General features: G+C 61.7%; 12 protein-coding genes and 1 pseudogene. 6 read left to right on the top strand and 7 right to left on the bottom strand.

Features of this window, described 5'->3' with window-relative positions; translation table 11 throughout:
* Together WBP53_RS04975 and WBP53_RS04980 are read left to right on the top strand one after the other, a co-directional pair.
* A pseudogene (locus WBP53_RS04975) lies at positions 1–911 on the top strand (hypothetical protein); the annotation flags it as partial.
* Positions 908–1,381, top strand: coding sequence for an N-acetyltransferase family protein (locus WBP53_RS04980; protein WP_423926544.1), 474 nt, complete (start codon positions 908–910; stop codon positions 1,379–1,381). The pseudogene WBP53_RS04975 and the gene WBP53_RS04980, both read left to right, overlap by 4 nt.
* Before the next feature lie 94 nt (positions 1,382–1,475).
* On the opposite strand, the gene WBP53_RS04985 is transcribed toward WBP53_RS04980, so the two are convergent.
* Positions 1,476–2,225 carry a hypothetical protein gene (locus tag WBP53_RS04985; RefSeq protein WP_423926546.1) on the bottom strand — a complete coding sequence of 250 codons (750 nt, stop codon included), beginning with the start codon at positions 2,223–2,225 and terminating at the stop codon, positions 1,476–1,478.
* Between the two features lie 95 nt (positions 2,226–2,320).
* Here WBP53_RS04985 and WBP53_RS04990 point away from each other — a divergent pair, with 95 nt between their 5' ends.
* From WBP53_RS04990 to WBP53_RS05005, 4 genes are all read left to right on the top strand, one after another.
* Positions 2,321–3,247 carry a class I SAM-dependent methyltransferase gene (locus WBP53_RS04990; protein WP_423926548.1) on the top strand — a complete coding sequence of 309 codons (927 nt, stop codon included), beginning with the start codon at positions 2,321–2,323 and terminating at the stop codon, positions 3,245–3,247.
* A 106-nt stretch (positions 3,248–3,353) separates the two neighbouring features.
* Positions 3,354–4,634: an acetyl-CoA C-acetyltransferase gene (locus tag WBP53_RS04995; RefSeq protein ID WP_423926550.1), complete on the top strand. Its 1,281-nt coding sequence runs from the start codon at positions 3,354–3,356 to the stop codon at positions 4,632–4,634.
* A 69-nt stretch (positions 4,635–4,703) separates the two neighbouring features.
* Positions 4,704–6,047: an RDD family protein gene (locus WBP53_RS05000; RefSeq protein WP_423926552.1), complete on the top strand. Its 1,344-nt coding sequence runs from the start codon at positions 4,704–4,706 to the stop codon at positions 6,045–6,047.
* Between the two features lie 136 nt (positions 6,048–6,183).
* Positions 6,184–7,746, top strand: coding sequence for an RDD family protein (locus WBP53_RS05005; RefSeq protein ID WP_423926554.1), 1,563 nt, complete (start codon positions 6,184–6,186; stop codon positions 7,744–7,746).
* 306 nt (positions 7,747–8,052) lie between these two features.
* Here the strand turns inward: WBP53_RS05005 and WBP53_RS05010 are convergent, their stop codons facing one another.
* The 6 genes from WBP53_RS05010 to WBP53_RS05035 form a co-directional block, all read right to left on the bottom strand.
* Entirely contained in the window at positions 8,053–8,628 is a 576-nt protein-coding gene (locus WBP53_RS05010) for a YkvA family protein (protein ID WP_423926556.1), read from the bottom strand.
* 93 nt (positions 8,629–8,721) lie between these two features.
* Positions 8,722–10,566 carry a phospholipase D family protein gene (locus WBP53_RS05015; RefSeq protein WP_423926558.1) on the bottom strand — a complete coding sequence of 615 codons (1,845 nt, stop codon included), beginning with the start codon at positions 10,564–10,566 and terminating at the stop codon, positions 8,722–8,724.
* The gene (locus WBP53_RS05020) at positions 10,563–11,234 is read right to left on the bottom strand and encodes a YceI family protein (protein ID WP_423926560.1); all 672 of its coding nucleotides are present in this window, start codon (positions 11,232–11,234) and stop codon (positions 10,563–10,565) included. Before WBP53_RS05020 ends, WBP53_RS05015 begins: the two co-directional genes overlap by 4 nt.
* Positions 11,235–11,263: 29 nt before the next feature.
* Positions 11,264–11,749 carry a SixA phosphatase family protein gene (locus tag WBP53_RS05025; protein WP_423926562.1) on the bottom strand — a complete coding sequence of 162 codons (486 nt, stop codon included), beginning with the start codon at positions 11,747–11,749 and terminating at the stop codon, positions 11,264–11,266.
* Positions 11,750–11,967: 218 nt separating this feature from the next.
* A complete protein-coding gene (locus WBP53_RS05030) occupies positions 11,968–12,600 on the bottom strand; it encodes an AAA family ATPase (RefSeq protein WP_423926564.1) in 633 nt (210 codons plus the stop codon).
* A 63-nt stretch (positions 12,601–12,663) separates the two neighbouring features.
* Positions 12,664–13,653: hypothetical protein (locus WBP53_RS05035; RefSeq protein WP_423926566.1), on the bottom strand; the 990-nt coding region annotated here is incomplete at its 5' end.

A 13,653-nucleotide genomic window follows, 5' to 3' on the forward strand; every position in this document is an offset into this window, starting at 1 on the left:
CGATTGAAGATTCCGAATATCTACACAACGAGTTCCCTCCCGTACTCAGCATGGCTGTCACCACCAGCGTGCGCAGCCGGCTGCCCCAGCGATTGCGCAACAGCCAACTGGCACTGATGTTCGTGGATGGCATGCACGAGCAGGCTCTGGCAGGTACTTGTCGCAATCTCTCCACGTGGAGACGCTTCGGGCGCGACAACCGATCACTGGTTCAGACCATGCTTGCCGCATCCCGTCGCGATGCCGATATCGCGCTGCTTGCCAACATGTTGGCCGAAATGGATCCTGCCGAGCCCTTGCCTGCGGACTGCGATGCAGCGCTGGCACCGGTTGTTGCCGAGGAGGTTTCCCTCTGCTCGGCCATGATCGGGGAATTTGGCTATGTCGATGACTTGCTGGATTCACTGATTTCATCTGGAAAGGACGGCGCGGAGAAGGGCTGGCTGGAGCGCAATACTCAACCCCTGGTATTCGATGCATCCCGTGTTCGCGCCTGGCGCGCGAAGGAAACCGAGGCTTATTGCAAGGTCGAGGACGCCACGCTTGCCCTTGAGGACAGGCTCCCCGAGAGGCCGCTACTGGACATCGACTGGTTCGACTGCCAGGCGAACAAGGTCGGATGCATTCTGACCCGGATCGCAGCACCGGCATTCAATGAATACGACGCGCGCCTGCTCGATTCCGCCGCCCATCTCCGGTTGGCGGCAACGCTTGCCTGGCTGCGTGAAAACAGCGACGACGAGCGACCATTGGCCATCCGTTTCGACGAGCGGCCCGTGCACCTGCGCAGCGGGACACGGGCTACGGGTGTGAGTGACGATGGCCGTTCGCTGTGGGTCGAAAACCTTTTCCAGACGCGCGGCAAGCAATTCATCCTGCCACTGGTGCCGGACAAGAAGACCACGCCATGAGCCATGCCATCACGATACGCGAAGCGACGCTGAGCGACATTCCGTTCCTGGTCGGCTGCAACGCCGCGATGGCACTTGAAACCGAGCACAAGACACTGGACCGGGCGCTGCTGACGCGCGGAACCCAGGCCATATTCGACAAGCCGGCACGTGGCTTCTACCGGATTGCAGAGCGCGCCGGCGTACCGGTGGGCAGCCTGATGGTCACCTACGAGTGGAGCGACTGGCGCAATGGCGACTGGTGGTGGATACAAAGTGTTTACGTGATGCCGGAGGCGCGCCGAAGTGGCGTGTTCCGCGCGTTGTATGTCGATGTCGAAACAAGCGCGCGAGCTACCCTGGGTGTTGTTGGCCTGCGTCTTTACGTGGAAAACGAAAATCACGATGCGCAAGCAACGTATGCCGCATTGGGGATGAGTGATGCTGGCTACCGGATGCTGGAGACGGGGTTCATCGACTTCCAGGCCTAGCGCTGGCGTGCCGGGGGTCGGCATCCGGTTTCGCAACGTTCGCCGCGGTCACCCGTCGACTTGAGCTGGTAAACCATACCCGGGCATTCACACGCTAGAGTGAAATCCCGTGTGCGCCGAGAATGGCGCGGGTCTGTGCGAGCAGGCGTTCGTTGCGCGAATCGCAACGCATAACGCCATCGCGAATCGCAAGCGAACTGCCGTCGCCGAGCTTCACCTCGAGACTCTGCTCGGGCCGGAGCAGGGCCGTTTCGATGATTTGCCAGAGTTCGCCGAGCTCGGCATGTTCGTACTGCGCGCAGGCCAATGCGCACAGATCAAGTGAGGACATGTGCCGCGCATGCGCAGTCTTGATGCCAAATGCCTCGCCGATGGCAAGCGCGAGCTCAGCACCGATCAGGCCCCGTTCCATCAGTTCCCGCTCAAGCCGTTGCGCGACCGACGCGACAATGTCGGAGGGCCCGCTCAATAGCCAGGGCATTACCAGCATCGGGCTGCCCAGAAGGGCGGTCTCGGGCTCCAGGCTGGTGTGTGGCAGGCGACCATCGTGGGAACCGAGCGCGATCACATGGGCATCTCCGGCCCGTCGCGGCAGGCGATCCAGGGCATCGGCGAGCGCGGCATGCAACGGCCACTGCGGACGCAGCAACTGGGCCTGGTCGTAAAGTGCGCCAACCACGATGAAGTCGAGCTGGCTGATCTCGGGCACATGGGCGGCGAGGTCCAGGGCGATTGCGTCGGCCAGGATGCTGGCGGTCGCGCGATCAAGCGCAACAAGGCCCGGTGCGCCGGGATTCTCGCACTCGACCGCTATCAGCGCAGGGAAGCGTAAAGGCTGGTTCATGGAGCGGGTGGAATGCAGCGAATCGGGCACGTTCCGGTTTTCGCGGTAGGGGGCGCAGTGTACCATTGCGGCCCCCGTACGCAGCGCACCGACTCATGGAATCACAGAAGAATTACAAGAATTTCTGGAACGAAAAGGCGGCGACGCCCACCAGTGCGTTCATCGCCGTCGACGGCAGCACGAATGAGGAAACAGCGCGGCTGACGGGAGCCTACAGCGCCCATCAGGTCAGCGCGGCACTCGATCTGCAGCCCGGAGACCGCGTGCTGGAGCTGGGCTGTGGGGTTGGGCGCATCGGCCACGAAATAGCGCCCCGCGTCGCCCACTGGGAAGGCACCGATATCTCATCGAACATGATCGATGTCGCCCGGGACCGGTTGAAGGCGCACGCCAACGTCGGCTTCACCGAACTGGCCCGTTCCGACCTGCAACCTTTGGCGGACGGGAGTTTCGACAAGGCCTACTGCGTTGCCGTGTTCATTCATATGGACAAGGAAGACTTCTATCTCTATCTCGAGGACCTCGCACGCGTCCTCAAGCCGGGCGGACTGCTCTACTTTGATGTCTGGAACATGGCCAGCGCGGTTGGCTGGCGGCGTTACGCATTCGAGATCGAGCAGCATCGCGTATCCGATCCTGCTGCACGCAAGGATGTCGCGCGAAACCAGTTCTCATGCCCGGAGGAAGTCAGGATATTCCTTGATCGCGCCGGTTTTGACCTGACCCTGCTACTTTCCGATTCGCCCTGGGTGCAGGCCATCGCCGTGCGCCGTGGATCGAGCGCTGATCTGGAGGCGCTGCGCAACTATGCAGATTCGGTGTCGGCACGAGTTGCCTATTCACCGCTGTGGACCGAACTGTTCGATGCCATCATCAATGTCGCCACCGGCAAGCTTGCGCCGGAAGTCCTCTGGAAGGATCTTGCTGACGATTCGCGCGGAGAAGAGATTCCGATGTTCCGCGAATGGTTCCTCGGACTATGGAAGGGCAACGAACAGACCTGGGGGAAGGCGCCGCGCTGACAAAGTCAGCCAGTTGCCTGTAGTCACGACACTTGCCGCAGGAATGCGGCATCAATAGCGCTGGCGTTGCATAATAGCGACGAGTTCTTGCCAAGCGAGGTTCCACGTGACTGCGATCAAGCGAGTCGGTGTCATTGGCGGCGTACGGATTCCGTTCTGCCGCAACAATACCGCGTATGCCGACATCGGCAATTTCGGCATGTCGGTGAAGACACTTGGTTCGCTGGTCGAGCGATACGGACTGCACGGCGTCGAGCTGGGCGAGGTCGCACTCGGCGCGGTGATCAAGCATCCCTCCGAGTGGAATCTGGCGCGCGAGGCCACCTTGTCGTCGGGCCTGGCGCCCACCACGCCTGGTATCACCACGGCCCGCGCCTGCGGAACCGGCCTCGACAACGCGATCCTGATCGGCAACAAGATCGCCAGTGGCCAGATTGAGGCCGGAATCGGCGGCGGAAGTGATACCACCAGCGATGTGCCCATCGTCTATGGTCGCTCCTTGCAACAGCGCCTGCTGGCGGTGAACCGCGCGCGCAAGCCGGCCGACAAGGTCAAGACTGCGATCAAGGGATTCTCTTTCGGTGAGCTGGCTCCCTCGTTTCCCGGTGTCGCCGAGCCGCGCACGGGCAAGTCGATGGGGGATCACTGCGAAATGATGGCGCGCGAGTGGAAGATCACCCGTGAGGACCAGGACAAGCTTGCCTGGGAAAGCCATCAGAAAGCCGCCGCTGCGTACGAGCGCGGATTCTTCAAGGATCTGGTCGTTCCGTTTCGTGGCGTTGATCGCGACAACATCCTGCGTCCGGACACGACGCTGGAGAAGCTCGCCACCCTGAAACCCGCCTTCGACAAGACTTCTGGCCAGGGCACGCTGACCGCCGGAAACTCCACGCCGCTCAGCGATGGTGCTTCCGCGGTCCTGCTTGGCAGCGAGGCATGGGCCAAGGATCGCGGTCTTCAGGTGCAGGCCTGGCTGACCCACGCCGAAGTTACAGCGGTCGACTATGTACATGGCGAAGGCCTGCTGATGGCGCCGACTATCGCGGTGCCGCGCATGTTGAAGAACGCCGGTCTGACTCTGCAGGATTTCGATTTCTACGAGATCCACGAAGCATTCGCGGCCCAGGTGCTTTGCACCCTGCGTGCCTGGGAGTCAAAGGACTACTGCAAGAATCGCCTGGGCCTGAAGAAACCGCTGGGCGAGATTGATCGGGCCAAAATGAATGTGAACGGTTCTAGCCTCGCACTCGGCCATCCTTTTGCCGCAACGGGCGCGCGCATCGTCGCTACGCTGGCCAAGCTGCTTGAGGAGAAGGGGTCGGGCCGAGGGCTCATATCGATCTGCACGGCCGGAGGCATGGGGGTTACCGCCATTCTCGAGCGCTGATTTCAGGCAGCGAATCGAACAGGCCGCGACGGCGCAAGAAACAGAACTCTGCAAGGGGAAGCGGAAACGATGGATACAGACAAGCGCGCGCTGGTACTGACTGGCGATCTCCTGCCCGGCTTCGACGCCGAGGCAGTCTGGACGGCAGTCGCCAGCTACTTCAGGATTGACGAGGCGCGACTGAAGTCCGACGTGCTTGCCCGGGTGCCGATGACCGTCAAGGAATCATCCGACCTTTCCGACCTCGGCGTCCGCCAGAACAGGCTGACCGAAATCGGCGCTGTCAGCGAAGTGCATTCGCTGGCCGGCGGAAGCCATTTTGTCCTTGTCGACAACGTGCCCCGAGGCCCATTGCCAAGGGCCTACATCGAGAACCGCCTGCGCCGTGGTGCATGGCCAGCCTCGGTCAAGGTCGCTCCGGTGGGTAGCACCGATTGGCGCACCTTCAACCCCGATCCCGAAGCGATTGCGCCGCCACCTCCGATGCCCGCTGCAGGCGCGATCGAGGGTGAGCCCGACGATACGGTCGCGGCGAAGATCGCTCGCGTCGCCGACAGCATCGCCAGCCAGAGGGATTCATCGGGCCCATTGCCCGCCGGGTCGGCGATCCACGCAGGATTCTGGCGCCGCTGCGCCGCCTACCTGCTCGATGTGATGATCATCAGCATTCCGGGGCTTATCGTCCTCGTCATTCCGCTGCTTGGCATCCTCATCTATATCGTCGGTTACTGGTTGTACTTTGCGCTACAGGAAAGCTCGGCCGCCCAGGCCACGTTGGGCAAGCGTGCAATGGGCCTGATCGTCACCGATGGCAAGGGCCGTCGCCTCGGGTTTGGCCAGGCCACCGGCCGCTTCTTTGCCGCCGCGATTTCCCAGATCACGCTCTACGTCGGCTACATGCTGGCCGGATGGACCACGCGCAAACAGGCCCTGCATGATCTGGTTGCCGACACGTGCGTTGTCTTCAATACGGTACGGCCAGGCCAGCCCCTGCCGACGGTGCGCCCGCCAATGCCCTGGTACGGCTGGGTGATCAATGGATTGCTGCTGGCCATCTTCCCGCTGTCCATCCTCGCTGCCATCGCATTGCCTGCCTACAACGACTACACCGTTCGGGCCAAGGTATCGGAGGCTTTCATCGAAGTATCCACGGCGAAGATCGAAGTCAGCCAGGCGATCATGTCCGACCAGCCATGCCCCCAGGGTTCGCGCGCCAGCGCAAGCCCCCTGATCGATTCCATCCGGATCGACGGGAGCGCACCGGATTGCGTGATAACCCTGACATTCGCCTCCCGTTCGGAAGTGCCAAATGCCGTGCGCGACGAGTCGGTAGAGTGGGCTTTTGATGGCGACAACGAATGGACTTGCGTCTCATCGATCGAATCGAAGTATTTGCCAGCCATCTGCAGATGACACACCGCCGTACTGGTCGACGCGCGCACGAAGCGTGCATCTGGCGAAGCTGACGGCGATACTTGGGACCAACCGGGCTACGATTTCCAGCGTAGGCCCCGGACACGAACTTAATTCAATACGGGGAAGGTAAACCATGGAACCCATCAAGCACGCCTTGGTCCTGACCGGCGATGTATTGCCCGGTTTTGATGCCGAAAACGTCTGGCCTGCACTGGCTGCATACTTTCGCATGGAGCCGGATCGTCTGAAGGCAGAGCTCCTTGCGCGGGCTCCGATTTCCATCAAGGAAAGCGACGACCTGGCCAAGCTGCAGAAGCTGCAGGACGGTGCATCCGCTGTGGGTGCCGCGACCGAGCTGCAAGCCCTGGGCAACGACGACAACTTGTTCGTCCTCGTCGATGGTTCCCCACGCGGGCCGATTCCGCATGTCTTTGTCGAAGATCGGGTCCGCCGCGGTGACTGGCCGTCCAGCATCAGCGTAGCCACCGTGGGCAGCGCCAACTGGAGGCCGTTCATCGTTCCGACTTCGCCTGCGACCGATCTTGATCAGCAGGCTACCGTGGCCTTCAGTCCGCTCAGCGCACAAACCGTGGCGCAGCCGTCGTCGTCAGGCAGCCCGGCCCCGGAAATGCGCATGTCTGCCGCGAACCCCGCTGCTGGGTCAGCCTCGGACCACGCCGACATGGAATCCGGTGACATGCTGCCGGAGGGCAATATCGTCAACGCCGGTTTCTGGCGGCGCGTTGCAGCCTATGTGATTGATTCCATCATCCTTAGTGTCGCGTCGCTGATTTTCTTCGCGCTGATCGGCGGACTGGGCTGGGCAGCATCAGACTCTCCGGGCCTGGCCTTCTTCATCATGTTCCTGGGCTACGTCGGTCTGATCGTGGGCATGTGGCTGTACTTTGCCAAGTTCGAAAGTGGCCCCCGCCAAGCCACGCCCGGCAAGCGAGCGATGGGAATCAAGGTCACCGACGACAAGGGCAACCGGATCGGGTTTGGCCGCGCCACGGGACGCTTCTTCGGCAAGATCATCTCCGGCATGATCTTCAACATCGGCTACATGATGGCCGGATTTACCGGCCGAAAGCAGGCCCTGCACGACATGATGGCGGGCTGCTGCGTGGTCTTCCGCGATGTCGAGCCCGGCAAGCCCATGCCCACCGTGCGTCCGAAAATGCCCTGGTACGGCTGGGTTCTGAACTGTCTGCCCATTCTCGGCATCGTGATCATGTTCGCGAGCTGGGGTTTCATGATGAATCAGTTCCTGGGCATGGCGTCCAGCGAGATGAACATGGCCGAGACGGAGATGGCCGACATCGACATGTCGGATTTCTCGGATCTCGAGGAGACCATGGATACGTCATCCGGCGTGGATGCGGATGAAGCCGCCGCCGTGCGTGCAGGAATGACATCGGTATTCATGGTCGCCACTGAAACCCAGGCCGAGGTTGCGGGTATTGCTGATGGCGGCGGTGATTGCCCGGCCGAGGAGCGCACCTCGAACAATTCCTGGATCGAAGCCATCCAGATTGGCGGCATCTCGCCCGAGTGCACGGTCACGGTGCGGCTTTCCTCGTCGTCGGACATTCCATTTGCCGCGCGCATCGAGCGCATCGAATGGACCTACATGGGCGGTGCCTGGGAGTGTGAGTCGAGCATGGCGGCAGACCTGCTGCCATTCGACTGCAACTAGCAGGGCACTGGCGGACCATCCTGTGCCATTCGATCCGTGGGTCCCTGCGCAGGCAGGGACCCCGCGTTTGCGGGGTAATGCGGTAGCGGCAGCGTCACGGGATGGCCAGCCACCCGGCTGCTGCGAAACGACTCCCCTCCCGGCGCAGCCGGGCTTGCCGTAGGGTGGAAATGCCGCGCCACGGATCAGTGCCATTCAATGCAGATGCCGACCCCGTGCCCGCACGGATTCTTCGGATCCATGAAACAAGAAAGGCAGCCTCGCGGCTGCCTTTCTTGTTGTTGACCTGGTCGGCCAGCTATCGGATCAGCGTGCCTTGAACAGCGAAAATCCGCCACCACCGCCACTGGAGTAGCCATCGCGACGGCGACGACGCATGCCTTCATGGGCTTCCTGGCGGCGAGTTTCCAGCCACTCGACTCGCTCGGTCTTGAGTGTGGCTGGATCGACGCCGCGGCGCGTGGCTTCCTGGTTGCGGAACAACACGAAGTCCGCGTAGGAGTCGATCTCCGGGCGCAGCTCGCGCACGCACAGTTCGATCATGATGGCGTCATCGAGAAGCCCGATGACCGGAACGTTGTCCGGGATGATGTCGTGTGGGTCGGCGAAATAGGCCAGGCACGAAAGGACGCGGTCCCTGTCTTCCTGGGGCAGGCCGTAACCTTCATCGACCACCAGCTGGATCATCTGGTCGAGGCTGACGAGCCGGTCCTTGATGAACTGCGGAACCTTGTCGCCCGGCAGATCGACCAGCAATTTCGACGCTGCCTCGACAATTTCCTTCGGACTCAGGTCGGCCGCCTTGACCTGTGCGCGTTTCATGGCCTCGACAAAGTGATCGAGGTCCTCATCAGCCAGTTGAATCGTGATGTCGAGGGACATGGATGCCGCTCCGCAGGGGAAAGAATCAATGCTGAGACTAGACGGCACTTGCTGGCGCGTCAATCGGTGCGAGGCGTCCCCGCTGGGTGTTGGCTAAAGAATGCCCACTGCTCCGGCCCCGATGGCAGTCGCGGTGCGCGTGTAAATGGTCTTCATGGGCAGGTCGACTTCGGGGAAATCACCCACCGCCGTGTAGCAGTCATAGAAGCCGGGATCGTTCTGCGGCAGGGGCTTGCAACCGGGGTTCAACTCGTAGCTGGTCGAATAGCGAAACGGCCAGAAATCGAACAGCGGCAGGGCCGTCGAGAAATCGGCGATGGCGTTGTTGACGCGGTGGATGAAGTTGGTGCGCGGACGCTTGGCGATGGTCCAGGCATTTTGTGGCTCGATATCGCGCAGGATGGCCTCGCCGACAAGGCGGGCAACTTCGTCATCGCGGATGATGAATCCCGATTCGGTGTTGTAGTTGTCCGAACGTGGATCGAAGTTGTGCGATCCGATCAGTGTCGCCTGCCCGTCAATGACAATTGACTTGGCGTGCATGCCAACGCGAATGCCGCTGGTGGTCAGCGGTGCCGCGCCGTAGCGCTGATATCCGCTCTCGAAGCTGCCGCCTGTGCCCCACACGGCGTAGTCGCTGATCAGCAGGTCAGCGTCCTCCGGAAAGGGCTTGAACTCGTAAATGCGAAATCCGAGCTTGAGGTATCGCTTCTTGTACTTGTGCGACAGGGCGTAGACATAGAAAGCATCGGTCGATGCAAGCGAGTTGGTGGAAACGATGATCTCCGGCTTTGGATCCTGATCGTTGAGGCGGCCGAACAGCCGACGTGCCTGCTTGCTCAAAACCAGATACGGCGTCTGCATGAGAACACGCTGGTCGGCAGACGCGATCAGACTTTCGATTCGGTCGCCCAGCTCCGAGTTGCTGTCGACTTCGGAATCCTGCTTCTGCGGCTGGTCGGAAAAGTAGTCGACATCGCTGACACGCAGGGCAATGTCGGTAAAACGTCGCGCGATCTCGGCCTGATTGCCTGCGCGTGCGCTGAGTATGCCCACGCGCATGGGATCGACCTGCTGGAGCGGCGCGGGCAGAGGCAAGTCCTCTCCAGAATCAGCAACGATCTGCCGGTTCACGTCATTCAGGCGGGTCAGGGGCACGGCGCGCTTGTAGTTCCAGAACTGATCGAACGAGGCCTGCATCTCGCGTCCGGCAGACGAGCTGGTCACCAGCACGTCACGATCGCGGTAGTCGAAAGCGGGATCCCAGTCGAAATAGCGGTTCTCGTAATTGCGCCCACCGGCGATGCCGAACACGCCATCGACCAGGAACAACTTGTTGTGCATGCGCTGATTGAAGCGCGTGAAGCAGCAAAGAATGCTGACGGCAAATTCAAGCGGCTGGGTGACCGCCTTGTTGAACGTCGGGTTGTAGATACGGAATTCAAAGTTCCGGTGGATCACGGCAAGGCGCGACAGCAGGGCCGGGTCTTCCAGCGAAAAAAGCTGGTCGGCGATGACGCGCACGCGGACACCGCGTTTGGCCGCCTTGAGCAATTCATCGAGGAGCAGGCGCCCGGAGTCATCGTTGACCCAGATGAACGTCTGGATATCGATGCTGGTACGCGCAGCGCGGACGAGATGGATACGCACCAGCAGTGAATCTTCGCCCTCCTCGAGCAGGTTGACGAAATGGACCGGATCGTCGGTTGCCGCCAGAGCCTGCGATTCGGCAGCCAATGCACGATACGGGGAATCGATTGCGCAGCGATCCGCTTGCGTACAGGTGATCTCGCTTGCCTGGGTGCGCGCGACGATCTGATCGGCCTCACGGGCCAGTTTGCGGTTGACCGAACATCCGCTGGAGAGAACAAGGCAGCACAGCAGCACCACGGCCCCCAGAACCCCGGACTCGGACGACTTCAAGCATGCCCGACTCATGGCGTGGCCGGGCTGTCGACCGGCGCAACCACGCGCACGCTGAACTCCAGTTCGACCTTGTCCGACAACGCGCCGCGACGTGTCGTCATGCCGAATTCGCTGCGCCGGACAGTTCCCTTTGCCTCGACCGGGCAGTCGACGGCTGGTGCTTCGCAATCCGCGGGCTGGAGCTCGAAAACGACAGATCTCCGCACACCGCGCATGTTCAGTGTGCCGGGCAGCGTGCCGCCTTCACGGAGCCTGGCCAAGGGAAATGGCAGCGAGTCGAAAAAGATCTGCGGGTGCCGGGCGACATCGAAGAACTCGGCGGACTTGACCCATTTCTCGTTGGCCTCGCGGTTCATGGTGACCGCGTTGGCATCGATGGCGGCTTCGACGCGGGCTTGTTCGCCGTCTACGTGGACGCCGCCACTGACACTGCCGAACTGGCCATCAACCGTAAACATCAGCAGTACCCTGACCTTGAACGATGCCGTGGACTGCACACTGTCGAAGCGAAGAAAGCTCGAGTTCGCGGACTCGGACTCGGATTCATCGCAGAGTGCGGATTGCGGAATGATGGCCGCCGAGGCGCCGGCAAGCAGGGCCACTAGTAGCCGGGGCAGGCTTCTGCGCCGGCCCGGTCCGTCAGGGCGCCCACGGATAACATCGGCTGCTTTGGAAATCACGCAGTCAGCTCAACCGGAGGAATCTTGATCTATGGCCACCAGAAGTGGCGAAGGCTGGCTGAGCCCGGTTCGATCGGGGCGTCACCGTCGACATGCATCCAGGCAATCGCGCCGGGAGGCATGCCACGGCCCTGGTCCGAGGTGCCGTCTGTAAGCAGGGCGACCAGGGTTTCCAGCCCGGGATTGTGGCCAACCAGGAGAATGCAGTCGGCCTCGGCTTGCTCCTCCAGGACCTGGATCAGGTCGCCGGGAGTGGCCTCGTAGATACGCTTGTCGACCATGATGCCGGGCGCATGGCCAAGCTTCTCGATGGCGCACTTTGCTGTTTCGAGTGTGCGAGCGGAGGGTGAGCAGAGCACGATATCCGGCTCGGCGCCGTGCGCCTTCAGCCAGTCCGCCGCCGAATGGGCTTCGCAAACGCCGCCTTCCGTCAAAGGCCTGGATTCGTCGCTCTGCCCGGCCGCCGGAGGTTCCGCATGAGCGTGTCGCAACAGGATGATCTGGCGTACTGACATGATGACTCCTCAGAGTGGACTTGCATCATGCCGCATGGCCGACGGATTTCCCAAGCGGCAGCGCGTCAGGGTCCGCGATTCCCCACTGGCAATAGGCGACCAAGGGCGCTGGCACCGGCTGTGCTGGTAGTCAGGAACGACCTTTGGCAGGCGTGTCGGGCATCTCGTCCGAAGGCCAATTCGCCCTCGACGACACCTTTCCAAGCCCGTGATTGCGCTCAGTCCAGCTTGTTCAGCCAGCGAATCAGCTTGACCCAGTCCTGCTGGTGGGAGCGTACGATTTCGGAGTGGTAGTCGAAGATGCTGCGACCCAGGCCGTTCATCAGCGAGTAGGCTTGCGTATCGCGCAGCTGGGCGATGACCGGAAACGGAAATTCGCGCATTTCCTCGAGCGCCTGGTGCGTGGCGTTGGTCCAGGGTTTCGACCGGTTGGCTACAAGGCCTACGGCAACCTTGCCCTTCTTGATCCTGGGCAGTTTGGCCAGATCGTCCAGAAACGGCATGGTGGCCTCGAGGTCGACCACGGACGGCAGCACCGGCACCACGATCGCATCGATATCGCTGATGAATTCGGCGATTTCACTGGCGCGGATGCCGGCGCCGGAATCGATGATGACGCGGTGGGCATCCTCCGGAATGCGCTGTTGCCAACCCTTGCGGGTGGCATCAATCGGCAGCACGGCGGTATCGAGTACGGCGCGCTTTTCGCACCATCGGCTGCTGGATGCCTGGCGATCGGCATCGGCGAGTACGGTCGCCTTGCCCTTGAGCGCGGAATGCGCCGCCAGATTCGTCGCGATCGTGGATTTTCCACAACCGCCCTTGGAACTCGCCACCAGGACTCTCAGCATCTAGGCCTCCGTCGGGTTGCACAGCGCGAGTGAGCGTACTACAGGCCGGGGTGCCGTGTCGGCTCAGGCATTGGGCTGCCTCGAGCTCGTCGAGGTCAAGCGGCTCGGCTCAGACTTCCAGTTCGGCGGTGGCAAGAGCGGAACGCCGGCGCGAAGCAGGAGATTCCGGGCGGCCTGAAGTGTGTCGCGGCTTTGCACCCAATCGACCTGGTAGCGCTTGAACTCCTCAGGATCTCTCAGCATTGCGTTCCACAGCACGAGGTATTCCTCGGTGAAGTAGTCGGTATTCCGAGTGACCTCGGCGGCATCATCGGCACCTGCCAGTTGAAGCATGGCAGCACCAAGACGCATCGAATCCAGTGTATTGGACTCGGTCAGCATGACTCGACCTGCCGCAATGCAGGCCTCGCGACGATCAGCCTTCAAAGGCTGGTCGACCGCTTTGCATGCTCTGGTAGGACTAACGTAGTTCGGCATGGCCAGTGCGGCAGCGCGGCTGACGGCCATGACAAGTGGCAGCTGTGCGGAAGCCTGATTGTCACCCGTTGCATACGAATCGGGCAGAGGGTACTTGCGGGAGAACTCGAGCCATTCAAGCGCGTAGTCAACGAAGTGGTCGTCGAATCGGGACGATGCCCCGATCCGAGCAAGCGCGTCAGTTACGCCGGTGCTGTCATTGGCTCTGGACGCCGCCGCGAGCTGAAACAGCCAGATTGCGCCATTGTCCGGCTCAAGTCGCTGAAGCGCCAGCGCTGGCTCGGATACGGTGTCAGATGGCAAGGCGTAGACGGCAGCAATCCACTGAACCCAGGCGTCATCGGGCGCAGCCTGCACGGCCTGGCTCAACAGTTCGCGCTGACGTTCGGCTTCCGCTGAGGATTGCTTGCCACCATATTTCATCGCAGTTGCGGCAAGAACCCTTGTGCGTGGCGTGCCTTCCGCGAGCAGGGCATCGATCACCGTTGCGTTGTATTCATCGTGCGCCGCAGAGGCATCCTCCGCACTGGACGGCACCATTGTCATCGCCACGGCTGCAGCCGCCACGCACACTCC

This window comes from Dokdonella sp., from assembly GCF_049593775.1.
GTDB lineage: Bacteria > Pseudomonadota > Gammaproteobacteria > Xanthomonadales > Rhodanobacteraceae > Dokdonella.